Origin of the sequence: Chitinibacter fontanus (genome assembly GCF_013423785.1) — a bacterium.
Taxonomy (GTDB): Bacteria; Pseudomonadota; Gammaproteobacteria; order Burkholderiales; family Chitinibacteraceae; genus Chitinibacter; species Chitinibacter fontanus.
In genome coordinates, this window is sequence record NZ_CP058952.1 from 1,478,297 (window position 1) to 1,503,323 (window position 25,027).

General features: G+C 50.8%; 25 protein-coding genes. 10 read left to right on the top strand and 15 right to left on the bottom strand.

Features of this window, described 5'->3' with window-relative positions:
* Positions 1-440: 440 nt before the first annotated feature.
* The 3 genes from HZU75_RS06840 (at position 441) to HZU75_RS06850 (ending at position 3,817) form a co-directional block, all read left to right on the top strand.
* A complete protein-coding gene (locus tag HZU75_RS06840) occupies positions 441-2,465 on the top strand; it encodes a S8 family serine peptidase (RefSeq protein WP_180308389.1) in 2,025 nt (674 codons plus the stop codon).
* Positions 2,466-2,545: 80 nt separating this feature from the next.
* Positions 2,546-2,908, top strand: coding sequence for a hypothetical protein (locus HZU75_RS06845; protein ID WP_180308390.1), 363 nt, complete (start codon positions 2,546-2,548; stop codon positions 2,906-2,908).
* 171 nt (positions 2,909-3,079) lie between these two features.
* Positions 3,080-3,817 carry a substrate-binding periplasmic protein gene (locus HZU75_RS06850; RefSeq protein ID WP_180308391.1) on the top strand — a complete coding sequence of 246 codons (738 nt, stop codon included), beginning with the start codon at positions 3,080-3,082 and terminating at the stop codon, positions 3,815-3,817.
* A gap of 20 nt (positions 3,818-3,837) precedes the next feature.
* On the opposite strand, the gene HZU75_RS06855 is transcribed toward HZU75_RS06850, so the two are convergent.
* The 4 genes from HZU75_RS06855 to HZU75_RS06870 form a co-directional block, all read right to left on the bottom strand.
* On the bottom strand, positions 3,838-4,716 hold the full coding sequence (locus HZU75_RS06855; protein WP_180308392.1) for a DMT family transporter: 879 nt from the start codon (positions 4,714-4,716) through the stop codon (positions 3,838-3,840).
* Between the two features lie 41 nt (positions 4,717-4,757).
* A complete protein-coding gene (locus HZU75_RS06860) occupies positions 4,758-5,717 on the bottom strand; it encodes a M14 family metallopeptidase (RefSeq protein WP_180308393.1) in 960 nt (319 codons plus the stop codon).
* A gap of 171 nt (positions 5,718-5,888) precedes the next feature.
* Positions 5,889-6,902 (bottom strand): zinc-binding alcohol dehydrogenase family protein, encoded by a 1,014-nt coding sequence (locus tag HZU75_RS06865; protein WP_180308394.1) that lies wholly within the window; start codon positions 6,900-6,902, stop codon positions 5,889-5,891.
* A gap of 85 nt (positions 6,903-6,987) precedes the next feature.
* Positions 6,988-8,079 carry an alkene reductase gene (locus HZU75_RS06870; RefSeq protein ID WP_180308395.1) on the bottom strand — a complete coding sequence of 364 codons (1,092 nt, stop codon included), beginning with the start codon at positions 8,077-8,079 and terminating at the stop codon, positions 6,988-6,990.
* Between the two features lie 126 nt (positions 8,080-8,205).
* On the opposite strand from HZU75_RS06870, the gene HZU75_RS06875 reads away from it, so the two are divergent.
* Positions 8,206-9,117, top strand: a complete 912-nt coding sequence (locus HZU75_RS06875) for a LysR family transcriptional regulator (RefSeq protein ID WP_180308396.1) — start codon at positions 8,206-8,208, stop codon at positions 9,115-9,117.
* 76 nt (positions 9,118-9,193) lie between these two features.
* On the opposite strand, the gene HZU75_RS06880 is transcribed toward HZU75_RS06875, so the two are convergent.
* The 5 genes from HZU75_RS06880 to HZU75_RS06900 all read right to left on the bottom strand — a co-directional run bounded on the left by HZU75_RS06880 (position 9,194) and on the right by HZU75_RS06900 (position 13,533).
* Positions 9,194-9,793, bottom strand: coding sequence for a DcrB/PsbP domain-containing protein (locus HZU75_RS06880; protein WP_180308397.1), 600 nt, complete (start codon positions 9,791-9,793; stop codon positions 9,194-9,196).
* Positions 9,790-10,995, bottom strand: coding sequence for a M48 family metallopeptidase (locus HZU75_RS06885; RefSeq protein WP_180308398.1), 1,206 nt, complete (start codon positions 10,993-10,995; stop codon positions 9,790-9,792). Before HZU75_RS06885 ends, HZU75_RS06880 begins: the two co-directional genes overlap by 4 nt.
* 12 nt (positions 10,996-11,007) lie before the next feature.
* Positions 11,008-11,712, bottom strand: a complete 705-nt coding sequence (locus HZU75_RS06890) for a hypothetical protein (RefSeq protein ID WP_180308399.1) — start codon at positions 11,710-11,712, stop codon at positions 11,008-11,010.
* Positions 11,713-11,937: 225 nt separating this feature from the next.
* Positions 11,938-12,765 carry an undecaprenyl-diphosphate phosphatase gene (locus HZU75_RS06895; RefSeq protein WP_180308400.1) on the bottom strand — a complete coding sequence of 276 codons (828 nt, stop codon included), beginning with the start codon at positions 12,763-12,765 and terminating at the stop codon, positions 11,938-11,940.
* A gap of 324 nt (positions 12,766-13,089) precedes the next feature.
* Positions 13,090-13,533, bottom strand: coding sequence for a DciA family protein (locus tag HZU75_RS06900; protein ID WP_180308401.1), 444 nt, complete (start codon positions 13,531-13,533; stop codon positions 13,090-13,092).
* Between the two features lie 14 nt (positions 13,534-13,547).
* Here HZU75_RS06900 and HZU75_RS06905 point away from each other — a divergent pair, with 14 nt between their 5' ends.
* Positions 13,548-14,432, top strand: coding sequence for a M23 family metallopeptidase (locus HZU75_RS06905; RefSeq protein WP_180308402.1), 885 nt, complete (start codon positions 13,548-13,550; stop codon positions 14,430-14,432).
* Positions 14,433-14,551: 119 nt separating this feature from the next.
* Positions 14,552-17,293 carry a preprotein translocase subunit SecA gene (gene secA / locus HZU75_RS06910; protein ID WP_228028223.1) on the top strand — a complete coding sequence of 914 codons (2,742 nt, stop codon included), beginning with the start codon at positions 14,552-14,554 and terminating at the stop codon, positions 17,291-17,293.
* A gap of 107 nt (positions 17,294-17,400) precedes the next feature.
* Here secA and HZU75_RS06915 read toward each other — a convergent pair whose 3' ends face one another.
* The gene (locus tag HZU75_RS06915; protein WP_180308403.1) at positions 17,401-18,591 is read right to left on the bottom strand and encodes a PilT/PilU family type 4a pilus ATPase; all 1,191 of its coding nucleotides are present in this window, start codon (positions 18,589-18,591) and stop codon (positions 17,401-17,403) included.
* A gap of 125 nt (positions 18,592-18,716) precedes the next feature.
* Between HZU75_RS06915 and HZU75_RS06920 the strand changes: the two genes are divergently transcribed.
* The 3 genes from HZU75_RS06920 (at position 18,717) to HZU75_RS06930 (ending at position 20,977) form a co-directional block, all read left to right on the top strand.
* On the top strand, positions 18,717-19,313 hold the full coding sequence (locus HZU75_RS06920; protein ID WP_180308404.1) for a TetR/AcrR family transcriptional regulator: 597 nt from the start codon (positions 18,717-18,719) through the stop codon (positions 19,311-19,313).
* An 80-nt stretch (positions 19,314-19,393) separates the two neighbouring features.
* A complete protein-coding gene (locus HZU75_RS06925; RefSeq protein WP_180308405.1) occupies positions 19,394-20,551 on the top strand; it encodes an iron-containing alcohol dehydrogenase in 1,158 nt (385 codons plus the stop codon).
* A gap of 135 nt (positions 20,552-20,686) precedes the next feature.
* Positions 20,687-20,977, top strand: coding sequence for a hypothetical protein (locus tag HZU75_RS06930; protein ID WP_180308406.1), 291 nt, complete (start codon positions 20,687-20,689; stop codon positions 20,975-20,977).
* A gap of 397 nt (positions 20,978-21,374) precedes the next feature.
* On the opposite strand, the gene HZU75_RS06935 is transcribed toward HZU75_RS06930, so the two are convergent.
* Genes HZU75_RS06935 through HZU75_RS06950 form a run of 4 tightly spaced genes read right to left on the bottom strand, consistent with a single transcriptional unit; the run spans position 21,375 to position 23,736 of the window.
* Positions 21,375-21,881 carry a hypothetical protein gene (locus HZU75_RS06935; protein WP_180308407.1) on the bottom strand — a complete coding sequence of 169 codons (507 nt, stop codon included), beginning with the start codon at positions 21,879-21,881 and terminating at the stop codon, positions 21,375-21,377.
* Positions 21,882-22,376, bottom strand: a complete 495-nt coding sequence (locus HZU75_RS06940; protein ID WP_180308408.1) for an SMI1/KNR4 family protein — start codon at positions 22,374-22,376, stop codon at positions 21,882-21,884.
* An 18-nt stretch (positions 22,377-22,394) separates the two neighbouring features.
* Positions 22,395-22,874, bottom strand: a complete 480-nt coding sequence (locus HZU75_RS06945; RefSeq protein ID WP_180308409.1) for a DUF4265 domain-containing protein — start codon at positions 22,872-22,874, stop codon at positions 22,395-22,397.
* Entirely contained in the window at positions 22,864-23,736 is an 873-nt protein-coding gene (locus HZU75_RS06950) for an RHS repeat domain-containing protein (RefSeq protein ID WP_228028224.1), read from the bottom strand. The genes HZU75_RS06945 and HZU75_RS06950 overlap by 11 nt, the downstream gene beginning before the upstream one ends.
* 107 nt (positions 23,737-23,843) lie before the next feature.
* Here HZU75_RS06950 and HZU75_RS17840 point away from each other — a divergent pair, with 107 nt between their 5' ends.
* The gene (locus tag HZU75_RS17840) at positions 23,844-24,440 is read left to right on the top strand and encodes a hypothetical protein (protein ID WP_180305657.1); all 597 of its coding nucleotides are present in this window, start codon (positions 23,844-23,846) and stop codon (positions 24,438-24,440) included.
* Here HZU75_RS17840 and HZU75_RS06960 read toward each other — a convergent pair.
* The gene (locus HZU75_RS06960; protein ID WP_180308410.1) at positions 24,431-25,009 is read right to left on the bottom strand and encodes a hypothetical protein; all 579 of its coding nucleotides are present in this window, start codon (positions 25,007-25,009) and stop codon (positions 24,431-24,433) included. The two genes, HZU75_RS17840 and HZU75_RS06960, sit on opposite strands and share 10 nt — an antisense overlap.
* Between the last annotated feature and the right edge of the window lie 18 nt (positions 25,010-25,027).

The window sequence follows — 25,027 nt, forward strand, 5'->3', positions numbered from 1 at the left end:
ATGAGCGTCAGCCGCACTCACCGAGCCAAGTTAGTACTGTGCATCACCCGACCCTGCCCATTGCGGCAGGGTTTTTTATTAAGTGTGGTCTAGAGCGCAAGTTAACAAACTCGCTACAAGCAACTGATTAATAAGCCATTGTGCTAGCCATCAGCACTTTTTGCGACAAAGTGGTATTAGCCCAAGCTATGACATCAATTACACCCCAGATGTATTGCCCTAAAAGTCAATTAATACGCAGCTATTGCACATATACCCATTTGAAAATACTGGTTTATTAGCAGTGGCGAATAGACTGGTCTGAATTAGGGATATCCGCAAGTATTGCAATATGACAAATGCAATAAGCTGCCCTAGCCCTCGGTCATCGATAAAACATAAACCGGCGCAAACGGTAGGTCTTGGGCGCATAACTCACCAAAATGGATGGAGATCCTGATATGAAATTCACACGCAGCGCAATGCTGGTGGCGGGCGCCCTTGCGTCTTTGTCACTGAGCGCACAAGCCGAAACGGTTGATCGTATCGTCGTCAAACTGAAAGCATCACCCATGATGCGCAGCATGAGTGCCGATGATGTTAGCCAAACCCTGCAAACCGCCGCAGGCAATAAAGCCAAACATGCTTTTACCATGGGTGATGGCCAATCGCATGTATTGCAACTACCCAAAGGCCTATCGGCCAGCGAGCTCAAAGCCTACATCGCCAAATTACAAGCCAGCGGCCAGTTTGAAGCCGTTGAAGCCGATGTCTGGATGATGCCGATGGGGGTAACCCAACCGACCGATAGCCTCTGGAATTCACTGTGGGGCTTGCAAGCTATTAGCCCGAACAGCAGCTATGGCGCCGACTTTATCGGTGCATGGGAATACGTTAATGGCCAAGGCGTTGTGGTCGGGATTGTCGATACTGGCGCAGTACCACACCCAGATTTGGGACAATTGAGCCCATTGAGCGGCAATTATGTATCCGCTGGCTACACTTTTATTAGCGATTGCTATCGCGCAGGGACGTGCGACTGGACGACGGGCTCACGCACGATCCAGCCGATTGCCAGCGGTCTGGACCAAGGGGATTGGTGTACCAGCGCGGATGTGACTAATGGCATTTGCCAGCAAGCCGGCTCTAGCTCATTCCACGGCTCACATGTTGCAGGCACGATTGCCGCATTGGGCTACAACGGCGTTGGCGTGATTGGCGGAGCGTACAATGCGCGTATTTTGCCCGTACGCGCTTTGGGTAAAGGTGGCGGCTCGGCCGTTGATATCGCCGATGCCATTCGCTGGGCCGCAGGCGTACATCCTTCGATTCCAAACCCCAACCCCGCCAAAGTCATCAATATGAGTTTGGGTGGCAGCTCGGCCACTTGCCCAAGCTTCTATCAATCTGCCATTAATGATGCGACCAACGCAGGCGCAATTGTGGTGGTTGCTGGTGGTAATGAAAACCGCGATGCATCACAAGCTACGCCAGCCAACTGCGCAAACGTCATTACCGTAGCTGCAACAGGTAAAGCCGGCGAAAAAGCCAGCTACTCTAATTACGGCAGCAAAATCACTTTGGCGGCACCAGGTGGCAACGGCAGCATCCGCATTACCTCAACCGTGAATCTGAGTGCTGATCGGGTGGACTTATCCGCCAATGGGGCTGGTTACAAAGGCATGAACGGCACATCGATGGCCACACCGCATGTCTCTGCAGCGGTAGCGCTGATGCTCAGCGCAAACCCGAAACTCAAATTCAACGATGTGGTGAGCCTGCTCAAGCAATCTGCGACCGCATTCCCAGCCACCGGTGGCTGCACAACCAGCAATTGCGGTGCAGGTATTCTGAATGCGGCAGGCGCAGTTCGTTTGGCCAAACAATCGGCGGGAGATAATACCGAGCCCGTCATCACCCCAGCACCAACAACACCACCCGTGGTGACACCAGCACCAAGCACACCGCCTGTTGTGACACCAAAACCAACCGTACCACCAGTGGTAACGCCCGCACCCACACCGGTGGCAGGTTGCTATAGCGCTTGGGCTGAAGGCAAAACCTATACCGCAGGTGATATGGTGACCTACGATGGCCGCAATTACCGGGCGATCAGCACCCATGTCGCATACAAAGGTGCAAATTGGAACCCTAAATCAACCGGCACTTTATGGCAGGACATTGGAGCGTGTACGGGAGGCTCAAGCACGCCAGCACCGACCACGGCTCCAATTCAAACGCCCAAGCCAACCGCAGCGCCAATAATTAGCCCAAGTCCAGCGCCAACATTAGTGCCAACCCAAGTACCAACGACGGCGCCGAACCCAAGCTGCCCTGCTTGGTCAGCCACTACGACCTACACCGCAGGCAAGTGTGTTAGCTTCAATGGCCAAACCTATACGGCTAAATGGTGGACACAAGGTGAACAACCTGGTGCCGCGCAATGGGGCCCTTGGGCTAGTCAAGCGACTGCCACACGCAAATAAGCTTTTGTAATATCCCCCCTGCCGCCCTGCTGCGGCAGGGATATTCAGGCTTTTATGGACAACTTTTTTGGGAATCAATCATGCGTCAATCCAGTTTGCGTTTCACTTCGCTGTTTGCATTACTTGGGTGCTGCATTTTAAGTGCCTGTGTGAATGCCACCGCGGGTGGCAAAGTCGCGCCCTCATCCCCGCTGATTGAGCGAGTTGTAATCAGTTTCAAAACAGCGCAAACGCCTGCAGATCAAGCAGTCAGCGAGCTAGCGCAGCGCTATCAGTTGGGCATGGCCTATGAGCGCGATTTAGGCAGTGGCTTTCACACTGCGCGCTTAATGCCACCACAAGCGCTCGTGGCATTGCAAGTAAAATTGGAGCAAATCAGCCACGACCCGATTGTCGCCAGTATTGAAGCCGATTTGCCGATGCAGACCATGCCCAGCCCTTAAACCTAGAATGAAGCACGCCAGCCAAGGAATACATCACCAAGCGGGGAGCCGCGCCAGCAGATCGACCGCCGAAGAAACGCAGCGAGGTTTACATGCCCCGAGTAAAGTTTATGCTTAAATTCGTAACATCTGAGCGATACATTAAACCAAGCGATATTTTGGAGACTGCGAATGCTTGTGCGCTGGCTACTATTGTTAGCCTTGAGTTCACCGCTGTTGGCGGCTGATTTTCACGCCTACACCGAAGAGCTACCACCGCTAAATTATTTAGCAGAGCAACAGCCACAGGGATTTAGCGTAGAACTGCTGCAACTGCTGGCTAAACAAGCTGGTGTTAGTATCAGCATTGAAGTTTTGCCCTGGGCCAGAGCCGTCGAATATGCCGATAAAGACCCACATGGAATTTTATTTACCATCACCCGCACCCCAGAACGCGAAAACCGCTATTTATGGCTGGGGCCAATTAGTGATCGTAAAATTATCCTGCTTCGATTAGCTAACCGAGGCGATATCAAGCTGAGCAATCTGGATGATGCGCGGCAATATGTGATTGGTGCAACGCGGGAATCTGCCAGTGCAAAAAAATTGCAGCAAAGTGGGTTTGTCATTGAAAAATCACTAGATTTGGCTCCGAACGATCAAATCAATCTGCGCAAATTGATGGCTGGCCGCAACGACATGATTGCCATCCTTGATTGGGCTGCGGCCTGGCAAGCAAAATCTATCGGCGCGAATCTGAATCAATTTACCCAAGCGCTGATTTTGGACAATAGCCTTGATTACTACTTTGCGCTCAATCGCAATGCCGACCCCGAGCTAGTCCGCCGCTTGAATCAGGCTTTTAGTACACTGCAAAAAAGCGGCCAGCTCGACAAGTTGCGGCAGCGCTATTTCCATCAAGACCCATGATAAGCATAGCCAGATAGCTTTTAATCAGGTATCACTCGGTTAGTAGCAATCAACAAGGCTGCCACCAAGATACCCACCCCACCTATCCATTGCAAACCCGATAGATGTTCACCCAAAATCAACGCCGCCAGGAGCACACTCACCACAGGCTCCAAGGTTGACAGCGTAGAAGCCTCACTGGCAGGCAGATAATCAAGACCCGCCAAAAAGGCAAAAATTGCCACCACCGTCGAAACCAGTGCAATCGCCGTCACCGCCAGCCAGCTGCTTGTGGAATTAGGCCAGCTGGGGCTATGCCAGAGCGTGCTCAACCATAAGCTTAGCGCGGCTGATACCATCACCACAGTAGCGGCGGGCAACGCCCCCGCAATCGGCGTTAAGCGGCTACCGGCCAGAATGTAGCCCGAGTAAATCAGTGCAGCCAGCAGGCCAAACATCACCCCCAACGACTGCCCACCGGCGGGGCCAATAGTGAGGAGTAAGCTAATACACGCCAACACCAAGGCAAACACGGTTCGACGCGCCAGTTTTTCTTTTAACCACCAAGCACAGGCCAGCGTCACCACGACCGGATACACGTACAGCAATAAGGCCGCCAGTGCCGCCGAGCCATATTGCAGGGCCGAAAAATAGCAAAATGCCTGCCCCACATAGCCCAAGCCCCCCATCGCCATCAGGCCAAGTAATGTGCGCCCACGCGGCCAAGGTGCCCGCCGCCATAGCATCACGGCGGTCATGACCACTGCAGCCAAGCTAAAGCGGATCAGCAGCAAGCCTTGAGTATTGAGCCCACCGGCACTGTGTGCGTCATACGCCCAGACGCCGAAAATCGGCATCCAGCCAAAAGCGATGGCAGAAACAATAATCAGTAACAGGCCAGTACGACGCTGAGCGGTCATCACACATCCTTACGTATTCAAGCTAGCAGTGTGCCACAGCTTTAAGTGGCACTGGCAGATGCTGGGTGACGTAAGACATAATCAATCGCTGCCGTAATTGTAACGAGCTGGGCGCGATTGCATTGAGCGGGGCTCGCGTGTGGGCTATCGGGATACACTTCGGTGGTGCTGACATAGCGGGCAGCGCTCATACCGGCACATAAACCCAATTCCCGTTTGGCATAATTGATCACCCCGTGCTGCTGTAATGGTTCGCCAATAATGCAGCCATGCTCATCGGGTAAAGCAATATGCGTCACCTGCGCCACCGCTTGAATGAGCGCTTGCTGAAAGTCTGGCTCCGGGCGCTCGGTATCGCCCACCAGATAAAAGCCGTCTGGAATAGCGTGCCAATCAAATGCGACGCCATCGCGGGCCGCCTTGGCGGGGCCAAATTCACTATTGTCGGTATCAGTGGTTTCATGCAGATCAATGTGCAATAGCAGCTCAGGCGCATATTGCGCCACGCAGGCCATGGCCGCAGCGGACTCTGGAGCTGGGCTAGCGGCAATAAAATGCCGATTGGGATCAAGCGCTAAGGGGTTCCAGCGGTTGATGGTTTCATAGCCCCATGGGCTAATGCATGGCAGCACCAGCAAATTGACTTGCTCGCTATAAACGGCAAAAGCTTCTGCGATAAACTGCAAGGCGCCATGCACGCCGCTAGTTTCATAACCATGCACCCCACCCGTCACCAATACAGTTGGTCGTTCAGGCTGCCACTGGCAGCTTTTTACGGCATAGAGCGGATAACTCGATAAACCGAGCTGGGTGTAATCCAGCGTACCGTATTCAATCAGCTGCGCCTGCGCGGGCAAATTGGCGAGCAGTGGCGCCACGACCTCTGCCTGATAGCTACGCTGCACACATTGCTGACTGAGCCATTGCTGGCGTTCAACCACTCCCCACGCTTGCAGCGGCTGCCCAATTGGATAGGCAGGATGAATTGGGCTTGCGCTCATGGCATACACTCTGGCTGAAATTGATGGGCAGAATATAGCATCGACCAGCGCGGCATGATATTGGGAATACTGCTAGCGCATGATCAGCGCCAGCGGCAATTAACCATGGGTATTGCCCTATAAGCCATACAAAAAAATAACATACAGAGCAATACCCATACACAATTACAATCAGAACCCTGCCAGAACAATCTTGCCTTGCGCACGGCCACTTTCGAGTAGCGCATGGGCGCGGCGAAGATTTTCTGCATTAATCACGCCAAATTGCTCATTCACCGTGGTGCGCAGCACGCCTTGATCAATTAAATCAGCCACGGCATTCAGCAAATGATGCTGCTCAATCATATCGGCAGTCTGGTACAGCGAGCGGGTAAACATCAGTTCCCAATGGATCGCCACGCTTTTGCGCTTGAACGGCATCACATCGAGTACCCGTGGATCGTCAATCAAACCAAAATGGCCTTGCGGGGCGATGCTCTCCAGAATTTGTGGCAAATGCTGTTCAGTCTGGTTTAGGCTAACGATGTGTGTGACCTGCGGGATGCCAATGCGCTGCAGCTCTTCGCTCAGCGGCAAACGGTGATCAATCACATGATGCGCGCCTAAATCTTGCACCCATTGCTGCGTTTCTGGCCGCGAGGCGGTAGCAATAATCGTCAGCCCAGTTAATTGCCGCGCCAATTGAATCATCACTGAGCCCACGCCGCCCGCGGCACCAATAATCAGCAGTTGCTGCCCGCTTGGTGTTGGCGAACGGGCAATTTGCAGGCGATCAAACAACATTTCCCACGCGGTAATCGCGGTCAATGGTAAGGCTGCGGCGGCAGCGAAATCTAGGCTGCTCGGCATACGGCCGACAATCCGCTCATCCACCGTTTGGTATTGCGCATTACTGCCTTGGCGCGAAATATCACCGGCGTACCAGACCCGATCACCCACTTTAAACAAGCTCACCTGTGGCCCCACTGCAGTAACCACACCGGTGGCATCCCACCCCAGCACTTTCCATGCACCATCTGGCGCGTTGACCCCATTACGAATCTTGGTATCAACCGGATTGACCGATACGGCTTGTACCTCGATCAATAGTTCTCGACCTTCTGGGCGCGGTACGGGTAAATCGATATCTTGCAAACCCACCTCGGCAGTCAGCGCGTGGGCAGTTTGGTAAGCAATGGCTTTCATGGTGAACTCCTAAAATTTTCGGCAATAGCCCACCCGCACGGCCATCAAAGCCGTGGGCGAGCTGCGATAGATGGATTAAAGGGAATTAAGTCGCTGCGGGATAATCGGTGTAACCCTTGGCATTACCGCCAAATAGCGTTGCGCCATCCAGTTGCGCCAACGACTGCCCAGTGGCAATGCGGCGCGGAAAATCGGGATTAGCGATAAAGGGTCGGCCAAACGCCACCAGATCGGCCAGACTTTGGCTCAAAATCAACTCGGCCTTTTCTGGCGTGTAGCCACCGGCCACGATCAATGCGCCAGTAAAGGTATTGCGCAATTGCTGGCGAAATGACAGCGGCACCACCGGCGCATCATCCCAATCGGCTTCAGATAAATGCAGATAGGCAATCCCTAGGCTATTGAGTTGCTCAGCCGCCAGCAATATGGTTGGAATAATGTCGGGGCAATTCATGCCACGGGCGGTGATAAACGGAGCAAGACGCACGCCAACACGCTCGGCACCAACCTCATCGACCACGGCGGCGGTGATTTCCTGCAAAAAGCGCACGCGGTTTTCGCGGCTGCCGCCGTATTGATCTTGGCGCAGGTTCGAGGTGGTGCGTAAAAATTGATCAATTAAATAACCATTAGCGCCATGAATCTCCACCCCGTCAAAACCGGCAGCCATTGCATTGGCTGCGCCACGGCGAAAATCATCGACGATCTCGGCAATTTCAGCGGTTTCAAGCGCGCGCGGCAGCGGACAATCGACCATCGCGCCCTTGCCGCTTTCATCGGCAACCCAGACTTGTGCCTGCGGCAAAATGGCCGATGGTGCGACTGGCGCTTCTCCGTTATGAAATGACGCATGCGACATCCGCCCCACATGCCACAACTGCAAAAAGATTTTGCCACCCGCGGCATGCACCGCGTCGGTCACCAAGCGCCAGCCATTGATTTGCGCTGTAGTGTAAATACCCGGCGTAAAGCTATAGCCCTGCCCTTGACGAGAAATTTGCGTGGCTTCACTGATGATTAGGCCAGCGCTGGCGCGCTGAGCGTAATACTCGGCCATCAAGGCGTTGGGAACATCGCCCGGCTGGGTGGTACGGCAACGCGTCATCGGCGCCATGACGATCCGGTTGGTCAGTGGCAAGTCCGCTAATGCCGTCGTGCTAAATAACTGGTTAAACATGGTCAAAGTCCTCGAAGACGCAGCAATCTTTCAGTGAGGTCATTATTACAGTCGATAAAAATTTAATAAACTTGCTATTCAGATAAAGATCTTCAACAATTTATTGAAAATAACGAGGGATCTGCGGTGAAATTGCTGCGCGAATTTGAGATTTTTATCCATACCGCCCAAACCGGCAGCCTGTCCGATGCCGCCCGCTTGCTCGATTTAAGCCCGGCCGCCACCAGCATTGCCATCAAGCGCCTAGAAGCCCAGCTCAATACCGCGCTGTTTATTCGCTCCACCCGTAGTTTGCGACTCACCCATGCCGGCGAAGTATTTTTGCAACATTGCCTGCCCGCAGTACAACTGCTCCAGGATGGCTGCCGTGCAGTGCAGGCGGGTGATCAGCTCAGTGGTTTATTGCAGATTTCGCTGCCATCCGATCTGGGGCGCAACGTCATCCTGCCATGGCTCGATGAGTTTCAACGCCTATACCCGCAAATCAAATTACGCGTGGCGATTTCAGATCGGCTAGCGGATATTTTTCGTGAGTCGGTTGATCTGGCTTTGCGTTATGGCAGCCTGCCCGATTCGGCGATGATTGCATTACCCGTTTGCAGCGACAATCGGCGCGTGCTGTGTGCCGCGCCCTCCTACTTGGTGCAGCATGGCACACCAAAACAATTAAGCGATCTGGCGCAGCACAATTGTCTGTGCTTTATGCTGGGCGACTATGTGTATGACCGTTGGCGTTTTCGCGCGCTGGGGCAGGAAATATCAATTCAGGTTAGCGGGGATCGGGTTGCGCTCGATGGAGATGCTGTACGCCGGTGGGCGGTAGCGGGTTTTGGAATTGCCTACAAATCACAATTAGATATTGCGGATGATTTACAGGCCGGTCGCTTGATCCGCCTCTGCCCCGATTTGGAAGGCGAAGCTGCTCCGCTCAACTTGCTATGCGCCGACCGCCGCCAGATCAGCCCGATTGTGCAAGCGCTGCAAAGCTATCTGAGCCAGCGCTGTGCCAACCTGCTGCAGGCAATTTCAGTTGATTGACCAGCATTATTCAAATCACCCGGATAAACAGATCAGCATAAAAAGGAGTGGTCTAGCACCACTCCTTTTCTCTTGATCAGCGCAATTTCACTGAAGCTAATAACTGCTGATATTGCGGATAATCACGTTGCCAGAAATTCTTCCGAATTGCCGAATACGCGATGATTAGCAACTTGCCTTTATAAACTGTGCCATAGATTTCTTGTTGATAGTCTAGGCCTTTAGCATTTTTCCAAGTCAGCAACAACCGGTATGCATCACGATTAGCAATCGTCGCAGGGCCTCGCTCCAATACCTGAATATTCAGATTTAGCGCGGCATAGGCTTTCTGTAACTGACCTAAGAATTGATCCGCCAACTCAGAAGAATCAAAATCTTCTTCTAACTTTAATTGCGCCTGAAAATCGTGCTTACCCGACAATGAGCGGATTGCTACTTCAGGGGTGTCATAACTGATGACCAGTTCCTGCATGGCAAACCCGTCGCGCGTGTAACGCCAATTTGAGGCATTAGCTGGTGGCTGCATTAATTGCATCCAATTGAGCGGCGCAGAGAATGACACTAACTTGCTTGCATCTTGTTCAACTTTATTTTCGCGAATTTTTGCCCAAGGTGCACATGCAGCCAAGCCCAAGCACAGCGCAAAAGTGATAATCAGTGAAAATATTTTCTTCATTTTTTTTCTTCCTGTGGTGTTGCAGACGCTACGGTAGCCACGGCGTCAGGATTTCGTTTAGTGTTAACTTTGTTGAGTAATTGCCGAGCAAAGCCCGCATCCGCTTCGCTTAATGGCGTCGTTTGCAAAATCGACTCCAGCAAGCTGCTGGCTTCATCTAGTTTGCCTTCCCGATAGGAAAGATTAGCTAACCCTCGCATGGCACCGATGTGCTGCGGTTGCTGCTTTAAAACCTCGGAATAGGATGAGCGTGCTAAACCAGAATCTCCGCTTTGCTTGCGCAGACGATATGCTTCTGCCAAGTAAAAATCGGCTTCAATGCCATAGCGGCTTCTATTCTCGACCTTGCTCATTGCGGTAATGAGCTGGGTGTACCTAGCCGCCTGAAAGTCATTTTTGAGTTGGGTTTGCCGCAAAACCCGCGTAGCTTGTTCGAAGCGCTCCTTACCTAACTCACCACCTTGTGCATTCTTGGCAACAAGTAGCGCCTTGAAGCTATCCTCGCGCTCCTCCAGTTTTGGATGCGTGGCAAACACATAGGGAGGTGGATTGGTATCTTTCACTGCCAGCGCTTCTTCGGCCAACATTTGGAAGGTACGCGTCGCTTCGCGCAAATCATAACCATTCTGAGAAAGGCGCTGAAATGCTACCCGATCAGCTTCACGTTCATTATCGCGTGAGAACCCATACAACCCTGCTGTCTGCGTGAAAACGCCAAGCAACCCAACCAGTGGGTTAATTACCGTTACCAAGCCAGTCACCACTGCCAAACCATCTGCCGAGTTGCGCAAACGATAGCCATGACGATAAATCACATGCCCCGCCTCATGGCTGAGCACCGTTGCAAGTTGAGCCTCATTTTCAAGCCTAGCCAGTAACCCTGAGTGGATATACACCGCGCCATTTGGCATGGCAAAGGCGTTATAGACGGGGTCATCAATCACCTGTACCCGCAAAATGCCTTTCCATTCTGGATACAAGCCATCCATCACTTGCTGTACATACGCTTGCAATGGCGCGTTCTCGATGGTTCGACCTTGTTCTTTCAGGACATTCTCGGCACGTTCTGCTTCAAACCACAGATTGCTCTCGGCGGGGACGAGTTTAGTTACCATCTCGGGCGTGAGTAACTCATAGGCGTGGGCTTGGGAGCTTAAGGCCCAAGCCAGCAAAGTACTCACGAGGCAAAGTTGGGGTTTCATGCCAGCCATGACTTATTTGCCTAAAATTTGGTCAAGCTGTTGTTTGTAACGCTGCTTGGTCGTTTCCGCATGTTTCAAATCGCTGAAACCACTGTTATCACGACTTAGCCAAACAATATCCCCATTATCCAAATCCGCAATACCGAGGCTGGTATATGATTGCCCCATTGGAATACCAATCCCTACGGCAGCCCCCAAAAACGCCATTGCAACACGACCACCACTGCTGACCAAATCCAAGCCGCTAACAACCAACGCATACCGACTACCCGTTTTTTGCTTGAGCCATGGCAAGCCACTACCCAAGGTGTAGTCATAATGTTGCCGCCGCTCTTCCCAACCTGCAGCAAACACTTGCTGTGAGCTGCGGCTTACCACGTCAAATAGGGCAAAATATTCTTTGATCTCGCTTTTCTCAGCAGCACTTAAATCATCAAGTTTGATCAATTTATTATTGGGGCGAGCAGCAAAATACTGATCGACAGCTTGCGTTACTGCGGTCTGAGCTTGCTGAGTATCTTCGCGCATAATCGTAATCGCACCGCTTGCGGAGAACTCATACACTTCAACATCGGTACCCAACAAAACCATCGGTAATGTAAAGTCCCCACGCTTCACTCGCTCAGGCAAATCTGTACGACTTAATTCAAAAGCCTGCGCAATCGCTCCGAACATAATTAAAGCTAGAAACAGCCCTATACGACTTACCTTACCCATCACATTTCTCTGCCGTTGTAAAAGAATGGTAATTTTACCCTAGCCACTGCAATCTTGATAAAAGACCTAGTCCTCAATTGCAAAATCAATACAGAGAGTTAAAAAATGCTTTATTTGACTTAGATCAAATACAAATTACAGGCATAAAAAATGCCGCTCACAATGAGCGGCATAGGTATAAGCACAGCAGCCTCTATTTATCTAAGCGTACGATGTATACCCCAGCTAGGCAGCATTCCAATTCACCCAACCAAAATGCCACGTGGCCAGCACAATTAAACCAAACGCGATGCGGTACCAGGCAAACACGACAAAAGTATGTGTAGAAATAAATCTAATTAAGGCGCGAATAGCAATAAATGCAAAAATAAATGATGAAATAAACCCTACCGCGAAAATGCCAATATCGGCACTATCTAAAACGTGTCGATGTTTTAGTAAACTATACAACGACGCCGCGCCTAGGGTTGGAATCCCGAGAAAGAACGAAAACTCTGTCGCGGCTTTACGCGACAGCCCAAGAAACATACCACCGATGATCGTCGCACCAGAGCGGCTAGTACCTGGAATCAACGCCAAACATTGGCATAAGCCTACTTTTAACGCATCTTTCAGGCTTAGATCATCGACAGTGGCCACAGTCACCGTATGTTGGCGTTTTTCTGCCCACAAGATAATTAGCCCGCCCACGATAAACGCTACCGACACCGCAACGGGGTTAAACAACACCGCTTTGATACTTTCGGAAAACAGCTTGCCTAAAATCGCGGCCGGAATAAAGGCAATCACAATACCCAGCAGCAAGTTACGTTCACCACCAGGGCGGCTCACCCCTTGGAAGGTTTTTCCAATCTTGGCCCGATACTCCCAGACCACAGCCAGCATCGCTCCCAACTGGATAAAGATTTCGTAAACGTCACGTTTTTCTTTGCTTAAGAACCCCAGCAAATCACCCGTTAAGATCAAATGGCCAGTCGAAGAAATAGGCAGAAACTCGGTAATCCCTTCGACCAAACCCATAATCAGGGAATGAAACAACAAAATCGGATCCATGTGGCACTCGTGCGAATTGGTTAAACGGTGCGCGATTATAGACTTAAGGACACTGTAATGACTGCTGGCAAAGATGAAATTTTCTTCACGCGCCCGGAGAGCCCAAGCCACGGCAGATTTAAATACAACGGAAATTAGCCCCAACGGGCAAAACGTGAATATTTACACCAGGGCTTGGGAACCGGAGGCTGCGCCCACACTCTTACCATCAAGTGTGCAATGCAAGTGTGCATTTTGCTCATCTCCTCCCTGTTGACCGGGCGCCTTTTGCAAAATCGGCGCCCGTTTTTTTACCTATTTTTTATTGCTGCCCAGGCCGGGTAATCAGCCCTGTTTACGCTGATGATGTCGCAATAAATTGCTTAATGCGGTTTTTAGAGCGGGGTCATCAACCTGAGCCTGTAGCTCTGAAAAAGCAGCCTTTGCCGGCTCTGTCATTCGTAAGGTCTTGGTTTGTAGCGGATTTCCTTGCTGCAGCGCCACTTGCACCTTGGCGCGGATTGCGGTAGCGTGCACACCAGCTTGGCCTAATGCGGCCAAAATAGCGGGTTCGGCCTGACGCAAGCGCGTTGCCGCGGCGCTGCCAGGTACCGCCACCAGCAAAGTGGTGCCCGACCAAGCTGTGCCTTGGCACACCCGAGCTAATTCTGGCGCCACGGCCGAACGCACAATCTCTAGCAGCCCATTGAGCTGGTCGAGCTGCTTTACCAAGCGTTTTAGCTGGTAATCACCTTCAACCAGTTGCGTAAAATTAGCGTGTTTGATCATTTACAAGGGTTCCAATGAATATCATTGTGGTCTCAAATCGGCTCGACAAAGCCATTTCATTAGGCCCGCGCGAGCTCACCGCGCTGGCACTGGCGCTGACCTTATTGATCGGTGCTGCCGCATTTGGATTAGGCATGTTGTTCGCCCCCAATCGTGTAGAGCCACTGCTGCGTCTAATGCCCGGCCAGCATGCGCGCCAGAATGAAATTGATGCTTTGGCCGTACAGGTCGGTGAGCTGCAAGCCAAACTGACCCGCTTAGATAGTCTGGCCAATCGGGTTGGCGACAAAACGGGGATTGATATTAAACCGTTTTTAAGTAAAAACGCAGCACCGCAGGGCGGGCTGGCCCACGATGGTCAGCCATTTGCGGTTTCCGGCCTACGCCAACTGCTGCAAGACACAGATGCCAAAATGGCCGCCATGATTGATCAGCTCACACTGGCCGAGGCCATTCTGATTACGCCTGATGCGAGCTATCTCCCCCGCCACTCGCCACTGACGATTGCACCGCAATCATCAAGCTTTGGCTGGCGTGTTGACCCATTTCGCGGCACACAAGTTTTTCACGAAGGCATCGATTACCAAGGCGATACCGGCACACCAATTGTAGCCGCCGCCACAGGTAAGGTCGTGTATGCAGCTTACCATCCTCAATATGGTAATATGGTCGAGCTTGATCATGGTAAAGATTTAACCAGCCGCTATGCCCACGCCAGTCAATTACTGGTGAAAGTAGGCGACACAGTGCAAGTGGGGCAAAAAGTCGCCTTGCTCGGCAGTACCGGGCGCTCTACGGGCCCACACCTGCACTTTGAGATCCGCTATCGTGGCGTGGCGCAAAATCCGCTGCGTTTTCTTGATGGTGGTCAATCAAACTATGCTCAAGCCACTAAGTAAGCCTTGAAAAAAGGTAGGGTGGAGCCAACTAAGGTCAGCCAGCCCAAACAAAGAACGGGCGTTGGCCTTTGTCGATTAATAAAAACTGAGCCTCATCGAGGCCGTCACGTGGTAGCACTATGATCTCGAATCTGCTGAAAAAAGTATTTGGAAGCCGTAACGACCGTTTGTTGAAACAATACGGTGCCATCGTCAAGCAGATTAATGCCCTAGAGCCAACAATCTCCGCCTTGTCTGATGCCGACCTACGTGGCAAAACCGATGAGTTCAAAGCCCGCCTTGCTAAAGGTGAAACGCTAGATCAAATTCTTCCTGAAGCATTCGCTGTATGCCGTGAAGGTGGTAAGCGTGCTTTAGGGATGCGTCACTTTGACGTACAGCTGATTGGTGGTCTGGTGCATCACCAAGGCAAGATTTCCGAGATGCGTACCGGTGAGGGTAAAACACTGGTTGCCACCTTGGGTGCCTACCTGAATGCACTGACAGGTAACGGCGTGCACGTCATTACGGTGAATGACTACTTGGCACAGCGTGACTGCAACCAGATGAGCAAGTTGTTTAACTTCCTCGGTCTGACCTGCGGCGTGAATCTGGGCCAAATGGCGCACGAAGACAAAAAAGCCGCTTACGCCTGCGACATTACCTACGGTACCAACAACGAATTCGGCTTTGACTACCTGCGCGACAATATGGTGTTCAGCCCTGAAGAACGCGTACAGCGTGGCCTTAATTTCGCAATCGTCGACGAAGTGGATTCGATTCTGATCGACGAAGCGCGTACCCCACTGATTATCTCTGGCCCAGCCGACGACAATACTGATCTTTATCGTGCGATGAATGGCATTCCTGGCCAGCTAAAGCGTCAGGAAACTGAAGATGGTGAAGGTGATTACTGGGTAGATGAAAAAGCCCACAGTGTCATGCTGTCAGAAGCAGGTCATGAACACGTAGAACAAATTCTCAGTCAGATGGGTTTACTGCCCGAAGGCGACAGCCTCTACGCCGCAGCACATATCAGCCTGATCCATCATTTAAATGCTGCGTTGCGCGCTCACTCGCTATTCGTTAAAGACCAGCACTATGTAGTGATGGATGGTGAAGTCATCATCGTCGATGAGCACACTGGCCGTTTGATGTCAGGTCGTCGCTGGTCAGAAGGCTTGCACCAAGCTGTAGAGGCCAAAGAAGGTGTCGAGATCCAGCAAGAAAATCAAACGCTGGCAACGATCACGCTGCAAAACTACTTCCGCATGTACAACAAACTGTCAGGTATGACGGGTACTGCAGATACCGAAGCCTACGAATTCCAGCAAATCTATGGTTTGGAAACGGTCATTATTCCAACCAACAAGCCAATGATTCGCGATGATCGCCAAGATCAAGTATTCAAAACGGCGAACGAAAAATACAAAGCCATCATCAAAGACATTAAAGGCTGCGTTGAACGTGGCCAACCGACGCTAGTCGGTACGACGTCAATTGAACAATCTGAATTGCTCTCCGGCATCCTGACGCAGGAAGGCATTGCTCACAATGTACTGAATGCCAAACACCACGCCAAAGAAGCGCAAATCGTGGCACAAGCGGGTAGCTCTGGTCAGGTAACGATTGCCACCAATATGGCTGGTCGCGGTACCGATATCGTACTGGGCGGCAGTATTGAAGCCCAAATTAAACAAATTGAATCTGATGAATCACTCGATGAGGCAGCAAAAGCAGCCCAAATCGCAACGCTGAAAGCCGAATGGCAAGTCAAACACGATGCCGTCCTGGCCGCAGGTGGCTTGCACATCATCGGTACTGAGCGCCACGACTCACGTCGTATCGACAATCAGTTGCGTGGTCGTTCAGGCCGTCAGGGTGACCCAGGCTCTAGCCGCTTCTACCTGTCACTCGAAGACACCCTGCTGCGCATTTTTGCCGGCGATCGCGTGGCATTTGTGATGGACAAGCTGAAAATGCCGGAAGGCGAGCCTATCGAAGCCGGTATGGTTTCGCGCGCCATCGAATCAGCACAACGCAAAGTGGAAGGCCGCAACTTCGACATGCGTAAACAATTGCTGGAATACGATGATGTTGCGAACGAGCAGCGTAAAGCGATTTACAGCCAGCGCAATGAAATTCTGGAAAGCAGCGAAGTTGCATCCACCATTGCAGCGATGCGTGATAGTTATGTTGGCGAGCTATTTGATCAATATATTCCACCCGATTCAATGGAAGAACAGTGGGATGCTGAAGGCCTAGAACGCGCGCTGAACGAGTTGCACGTTGGAGTGAATGTCAGCGAGTGGGTGAAAAACGAGAAATCGTTGGGCATTGAAGACATGAAAGCGCGCGTGGTGGCCTCAGCCAAAGCGGCTTACGATGCCAAAGTTGAGCAAGCCTCTGAAACCAACTTCCGCAATTTCGAGCGTTCAGTATTGCTACAGCACGTTGACCAATACTGGCGTGAGCATTTGTCAGCGCTTGATCATCTGCGTCAAGGTATCCATCTGCGCGGCTACGCACAGAAGAATCCGAAACAGGAATACAAACGCGAAGCATTTGAATTGTTCTCGGCACTGCTGGAGCAAATCAAACGCAATGTGCTGCAAATTGTGATGACTGTACAAGTGCGCGGCCCAGAAGATGTGCAAGCGGTAGAGCAGCATGAAATCCCAGCTTCTGCGATGCAATTTACACACGAAGACATCGAGGCAGTATTAGCGAGCGGTGACGAAGAGAAAATCCGCGAAGTGCTGATGGCGGCGATGCAACAAGAAGGTGGGCCGAAAATTCAATTTAGTGGCGTAAACCGCAATGACCCGTGCCCATGCGGCTCAGGCAAGAAATACAAACAGTGTCACGGCCAATTAGCTTGAGCTAGTTGATCGTTACACACCTAAAAGCGACTTCCATGGAAGTCGCTTTTTTGTTGGGTATTACATGGCACGCCAATATCCGCAAAACCTAGCGGCAAATACCCTGACTAGCCAGCAGTGTTACCCTCGACATCGGTCGACTCCGTTTCCGGCTCTTCGTGCACCTCCAGTGACAAATGATCCAAGCCGCTGCTGTGTTCCTCTTTGCGGTGATGCTGGCTATTGAGCTTGATATTGAGCCGCAATTCATTGAGTGAATCGGCATTTTTCAGCGCTTCTTCCATGCTGATTTTACCCGCCTCATACAAGTCAAATAGCGCCATATCAAAGGTTTGCATGCCCAGCTCGCGCGATTTTTGCATTGCGGTTTTCACGCCACCAACATCGCCTTTGAAAATTAAGTCGGCCACCAGGGGCGTATTTAGTAAAATCTCGATCGCCGCGCAGCGCCCTTTGCCATCGGGCGTTGGCACCAGTCGTTGCGAAATGATGCCGCGCATATTGAGCGATAAATCCATATACAGCTGCGGATGGCGCTCTTCGGGGAAAAAATTAACGATGCGTTCGAGCGCCTGATTAGAGCTATTGGCATGCAGCGTGCCCATGCATAGGTGGCCGGTTTCGGCGAAGTTCATCGCGTATTCCATCGTTTCACGATCGCGAATCTCACCAATCAAAATCACATCGGGCGCTTGGCGCAGCGTATTTTTTAGCGCGCTAAACCAGCCCTTGGTGTCACGCCCTACTTCGCGATGCGTCACCAGACAATTTTTATTCTTATGCAGATACTCAACCGGATCTTCAATTGTGATGATGTGGCCGTGGCTGTGCTCGTTGCGGTAATCAATCATCGCCGCCATCGTCGTCGATTTACCCGAGCCGGTACCACCGACCAGCAGCACCAGCCCGCGCTTACTCATCATCACTTCTTTTAATACTTTGGGCAGGCCCATCTCGTCGAAGTTTGGAATCTTGCTGGTAATCGTGCGCAACACCATGCCCACTTTTTCCTGCTGCATAAACACATTCACGCGAAAGCGACCGATGCCTTCGGGGCTAATCGCAAAATTGCACTCAAATTCGCCCTCAAACTCAGCCACCTGATCGGGCCGCATCAGCGCATAAGCCAAGGCGCGAGTTGCCGCTGCGTTGAGTTTTTGCTGCCCCACCGGCGTCATCTTCCCGTTGATTTTCATTGCGGGTGGAAAATCATCGGAGATAAATAAATCGGACGCTTTGTGTTGAATCATCATGCGCAGCAAATCATGCATGGTTTTTAGGGCTTGTTCTGGGCTCATCTTCACCTCCTGTATCAACAGGATATAGACCGCTCATCTGCAACTGGCTAGCTCAATGGATGGATGGCATTAGTTGCAGCAAAAAATACTAGACGACTGGTCTAGTGAGCTTTATCATGCATCCCATGACGACTGAACACCAATCAATGCGCCAGCACATTCTGGATGTAGCCAAACCCATCATCCTTGGCAAAGGCTTTTCTGCTGTAGGCCTCAATGAGATTTTGACTGCCGCCAACGTGCCTAAAGGCTCGTTTTACCATTACTTCAAATCCAAAGAAGCCTTTGGTGCGGCATTACTTGACTCATACTTTGAAGATTATTTTGGCCGATTGGAAGTCATGCTGGCACCCAATAGCGAAAATGCCGCGCAGCGAATGGTAGCCTACTGGACCCGCTGGCTGGAAACCCAAGCCGGCGACTGCTGCGAAGAAAAATGCCTCACCGTCAAGCTGGCTGGTGAAGTATCAGATTTATCGGAAGCGATGCGCGACAGCCTGCGCCGTGGCACCGACCAACTGATCACCCGCTTGGCCCAATGCATCAACGAGGGGATCACCGATGGCTCATTGGCCCGCGATCTGAATGCCACCCAAGTGGCCGAAACCTTGTATCAAATGTGGCTGGGTGCCACCTTGCTCGCCAAAGTACGGCGTGAAAATAGCTCGCTGATGTGTGCCATGCAAAGCACCCTTAAAATTTTGCAATTAGCTACTCCGTAAGCAAACACTGATCGCTCAGCACAGAGCGATCTTATTTTTATCCAATAACTAGCCGACTGGTCTAATAAAGGAAATGCCTTATGTTTAATTTTGAATTTCATAACCCCACCAAAATCGTTTTCGGTACCGACACCATCGCCAAACTTGACCAGCTGGTTCCAGCCAATGCCCGCGTATTGATACTGCTCGGCGGCGAAAGTGCGCGTAAAAACGGCACGCTCGCTGAAGTGCGCGTAGCGCTGGGCGCACGTGAAGTGCAGGAATTCAATGGTATTGAACCCAACCCAAGCTACGAAACCTTGATGCAAGCGGTTGAGCTAATCCGCCGCGAAAAACTCGACTACCTGCTCGCAGTGGGTGGCGGCTCGGTGATCGACGGCACCAAATTTGTCGCCGCCGCCGTGCCATTTGTCGGCGAGCCGTGGGATATTCTCACCACGCACGGCCAAGTGGTAACGGCAGCATTGCCATTTGGTTCGGTGCTCACCTTGCCCGCCACTGGCTCGGAAATGAATAATGGCTCGGTGATTACCCGCAAAGCCAGCCACAGCAAATTGGCGTTTATGAGCACGCACGTGTTCCCGCAATTTTCAATTCTAGACCCGACCAAAACGCTAACCTTGCCAACGCGTCAAATCGCCAACGGCGTCGTCGATGCCTATGTGCACATCGTCGAGCAATACCTCACCTACCCCGCCAACGGCATGGTGCAAGATCGTTTTGCCGAAGGCCTATTGTTGTCCCTAATCGAGCTTGGCCCTAAAGTACTCGCCACACCAAACGATTACGATTTACGCGCCAACCTGATGTGGATCGCCACGCAAGCGCTGAACGGACTGATCGGCGCGGGTGTTCCGCAAGATTGGTCTACGCACATGATCGGCCACGAGCTCACTGCGCTGTACGACATCGACCACGCCCGCACCTTGGCCATCGTCTTGCCCGCCAATTTGCACGTCCGCCGCACCAGCAAACACGCCAAATTGCTGCAATACGCTGAGCGCGTATGGGGCATTCGTGATGGTAGTGACGAACAACGCATCGACGCAGCGATCGCCAAAACCGCTGAATTCTTTGAAGCGATGGGCATCAAAACCAAATTGGCCGATTACGAACTCGACCAATCCGCAGTCGATGCCGTGGTCGCTCAACTAGAAAAACACGGCATGACCGCCATTGGTGAACACGGCGACCTCACCCCAGAAGTCGCCCGCCAAATCCTCACCGCAGCACGCTAACACGACAACGGCGAGCCTAGGCTCGCCGTTTTGTCATCCCGCTCACGCAAATCCACAAAGCACAGTGATTGGCGCCCCCGTCCCCTATTCCACCACCTGCGCCAGCGGTACAAAGCTGCCCGCTTCAAACAGATAATGGCGTGTTTGATCGGCGGTTTGTTCCAGCGCGATGACGTCGCCATCCCAGACAAAGGTCGTGGTCTGCCCGTTGTGGCGTTTGCCGATGCGGCGGCCGAAGACGTCGTCCCCCAAGGGGACTTCCTACGGGGCGTACTTGAAATGCGTACCGGCGTATTCTTTGAGCAAATTGCCGACGATGGCGGGTATATTGCCGGGAAGATTATTACTATTAACCTGCGAGGCAATACTACCATTGGTATTAACGATATTGCTCGCCGGATCGAAGGCAAAAGTCTCTTTAGCTAGCGGGCTGGCTGGCTGCAGCGATCAGGCGGACGACTGGGTCATAACGGTAGCTGGTCGCGCCGCTGCGGCTATCGTTGATGCCGAGCAGCTGGCCGACGGCGTCGTCCCCCAAGGGGACTTCCTACGGGGCGTATTGATAGCTGCGTGTTTGGCTGGCTTTGCCCGCCATGCTGCGTCAGCCGGCCCATTTTGTCGTATTGCAGCGTGGCGGCGAGCTAATTGCCCAGCGTACGGCTCACTTCGCGGTGCAGATTGTCGCGCTCGAAGCTGGCGATTTCCTGCCCATTCCACAGCACGCACCTTACACGAAGTCTTCGATTACGCTTTCTAATCGGAATTACGAGGTCTTAATTGAAATTAATCGAGTCTGCCTCATTAATTCTAACCGTCAATTTTCTTATAAAATAAAGAAAGTTCCATTTATTTTTTTAAAGTCGACACTGCTTTCACATTTATAACCACAAGGCACATGACCAGCTTTATAAACCTCACAAACTTTAGAAAAAAACATGGGTTTTAAGCCAACTCGCTTTATGAAATATTTTTCAACAATGATTAAAATAACATCATCAATAATTTTGCTCTTGATTGCCTCACGTTTTGTTAGATCAGGAGCAAACTCGACATTTAACGAGAGTTCTTCATCGCAAAATCGTCTAGCCGATTCGACGACCTTATTCCATTCTTGATATTGATTTTGAAACTTACTATTTAGAAAAATAGTCAATACTGCTTGAGCCTCCAAACGTATGTCAGCCCATTCATCTGAGAAAAGAGCTTCATCAAACTGCGGATACGTTAAATTCTCAGTGATAAATTGCAGTTCGTTTTCTCCCACCCCGACACTAGACAGGAAATCAACCGCCTTTAATTCAGAAAATATTGACTCAAGCACCCTAGACATTCAATTTGACTTAACATTATTAATAATAGACAAGTAAAAATCATCAAATGATTTAGCAACCAAATACAAGCCACCGCACTCATCAACCTCAGAAATATCCTCACTATAGTTAACACCCGAATGCAAGTGAGTCCTATCCCAATAGTATATTTTATCCCCACCCTCATCGGCAGTTAACACATAGAAATTTCCACCTCCATCTTCGCCAATAACTATTTTTCTATCAACACTAACCAAATCATCCAATACTTCATTATTTATGCAAAGCAAGTCTAGGTTCTCATTTTCCATAGCACACCCATACAAGCAATAGAAAGAGATAAACCCGTTATCCACTTTTTCCAGCGGAATATCGACATAATCACCATTTGTTATTTTTAAACCATTATGCCTCAATAAGAAATCAAAGTAGCATCTCGGAAAATCAATTCCCAATACCGACTCAATATTACTGACAACACCTTCTTCACAACTTCCATTATACAATACCGTCATTTTTATAACTTTTTAAGCCTACCCCCACCAATCCAATAATGTCTCATCATCTGGATCTTGGAAATTTTTATAGATATTTCCGTAATACCATGCAACTCCTGAAGCCTCGGTAAATTCATCGAATACTTCACGGATATTATCCAATCCTGAAGAAAATGGTACAGAAAATACAAGCACGCCACAGTCAAATGCGTCTTTCGTTCCGCCAAGCCTTTCTTCCACATTGGATACTAAATTCTCCAAAACATTAGGCTCAAGAGAATCTGTGTAGATCTGTATTGCAAAGTTCCCACCCCGTTTAATAACCTCAGCAGGGGAATCGCTATCATGCAAGGAAATTACATCACTTTTTGCTAAGTTTAAGGTTAGCCCCGGCGATATTAGAAGTTTAAATTTCCCATTTCCAAGATCTAATGCGGGCAACTCCTCTCTTACTGGGCCATTCGCGTTGTGGCCAGCTAAAACGGATACTATACATTCTAATTCTTTATCTACCATAGGGCGCTCCACAACTACCTCGTTCAACACAAGATATTCCTTCTTTCACGTAACCACTACTTCCCGCACTCAAGTTACATGCAGCATCTTCTAGTTCCACATTTAGGTCCGCCAAGTTCCCACCTTTTGCTGTTGGTACATTTTTATGACCTAAATGCATATCATCAGGATTAGTTGATGTATGACCACAGCGCCAGCAACGATATACTCCCGTTGTATTCTGGTTTAATAATTTTTCTCGACAATCCTGCTGGCCTTTTCTGTTACCACCTCCAAGCTTACTAGCTTGAATTTCAGCAGGAGTGGCCCCTTCCCCATCTTTTTTTGCGTAAACCGAAGGTTTCTTTTTTACTAGTCCAAGCGGATCAATCCACTCCACCGGATTCGGCGCATAGGCATGGGTATTTAATCCGCCCAGCAAACCAATCGGGTCCGACGAAATAAACCGCCCGATTTCCGGGTCGTAGTAGCGGTGGCGGTTGTAGTGTAAACCGGATTCGGCGTCGAAGTATTGGCCTTGGAAGCGAATCGGGTTGTCGATGCCGGCGCTGTTTGCAGCTTGCGAGTTGACCGCTTTGGCTGCACCCCACGCTTTGTACTCGGCGCTCCACGCCACTTCGCCGTCTGCGCCGGTAAAGAGTTGCGGCGTGCCGAGGTGGTCGACGTAATAGTAAGCGGTGTTACTCCCACCATCTTTTTCCACCACCTGCGCCAGCGGCACAAAGCTGCCCGCTTCAAATAGATAATGCCGCGTCTGCTCGGCGGTTTGCTCCAGCGCGATGACGTCGCCATCCCAGACAAAGGTCGTCGTCTGGCCATTGTGGCGTTTGCCGATGCGGCGGCCGAAGACGTCGTCCCCCAAGGGGACTTCCTACGGGGCGTACGCGTATTCGGTTTTGCCATTGGGCGTTTCCACAGCGCGGCAAGGCGGTTAAAGCCATCCCACGCCAGTTTCTGCACCTGCGCGCCTTGCTGTTTTTCAATCAGATTGCCGCGCGCGTCGTACTTGAAATGCGTACCGGCGTATTCTTTGAGCAAACTGCCGACAATGGTGGGTATATTGCCGGGAAGATTATTACTATTAACCTGCGAGGCAATACTGCCATTGGTATTAACGATATTGCTCGCCGGATCGAAGGCAAAAGTTTCTTTGGCATGCGGGCTGGCGGCGGCGATCAGGCGGCCAACTGGGTCGTAACGGTAGCTGGTCGCACCGCTGCGGCTGTCGTTAATGCCGAGCAGCTGGCCGACGGCGTCATCCCCCAAGGGGACTTCCTACGGGGCGTACTGATAGCTGCGTGTTTGGCTGGTTTTGCCCGCCAGCGTTTGCTGCGTGAGCCGGCCCATTTTGTCGTATTGCTGCGTTGCGGCGAGCTGATTGCCGAGCGTGCGGCGCACTTCACGGTGCAGATGATCGCGCTCAAAGCTGGCGATTTCCTGCCCATTCCACAACACGCCATGCACATGGCCGCTGCCGTAGGTAAGCCAATCGGTGCGCTGGCCATCGGGGTTAAATCAATCGAGTCTGACCTCATTGATTGTGAATATATCGCTCATTATCCATAAAAATAGTCCACAAAGTTTTCGAAATTTTCAGTCCCTAACAACGGGAGTACTTTCTTATGTAATGCAGCTATAAATAGAGGATCTATTTCATCATCCTCGTTACTAACGTTAAAAACTCCAAACTCGCCATAAACAATTTCGATCAACTCAGCCAATGCAAATATAAATTTAGGTAAATTCTCAGCCATTTTGTAACCTAGTGCTGGCTCTGGCATTGCATAAATTTCTCCACTTCCTACTTTGAAAAAAATGGGTCTGCCACCGCCCTCGCCATCAACAATAACTAAATCTGTTTCAGGCCATCGATCATTTACAACTAAAGAATTATTAGAGTAAATATAACGATACCCTATTTGCGCTGCATCAATATAAAGTGAACCAGCAATCTTTATTGGAAAAAATCCAGTCTCGATCTTTAGTGACTGGTCTCCGACGAGAGCAATATATTCTTTTACTTGGTCCTTATTAACTTCCACCCCTTTTTCACCTTTTCTACCACTTACACTTTTTATCTTATATTTTTCAACCTTTTCTCTTAGAATTCCAAACGCAGACTCAATTTCTCTCATGACAAAACCTCTACTTAC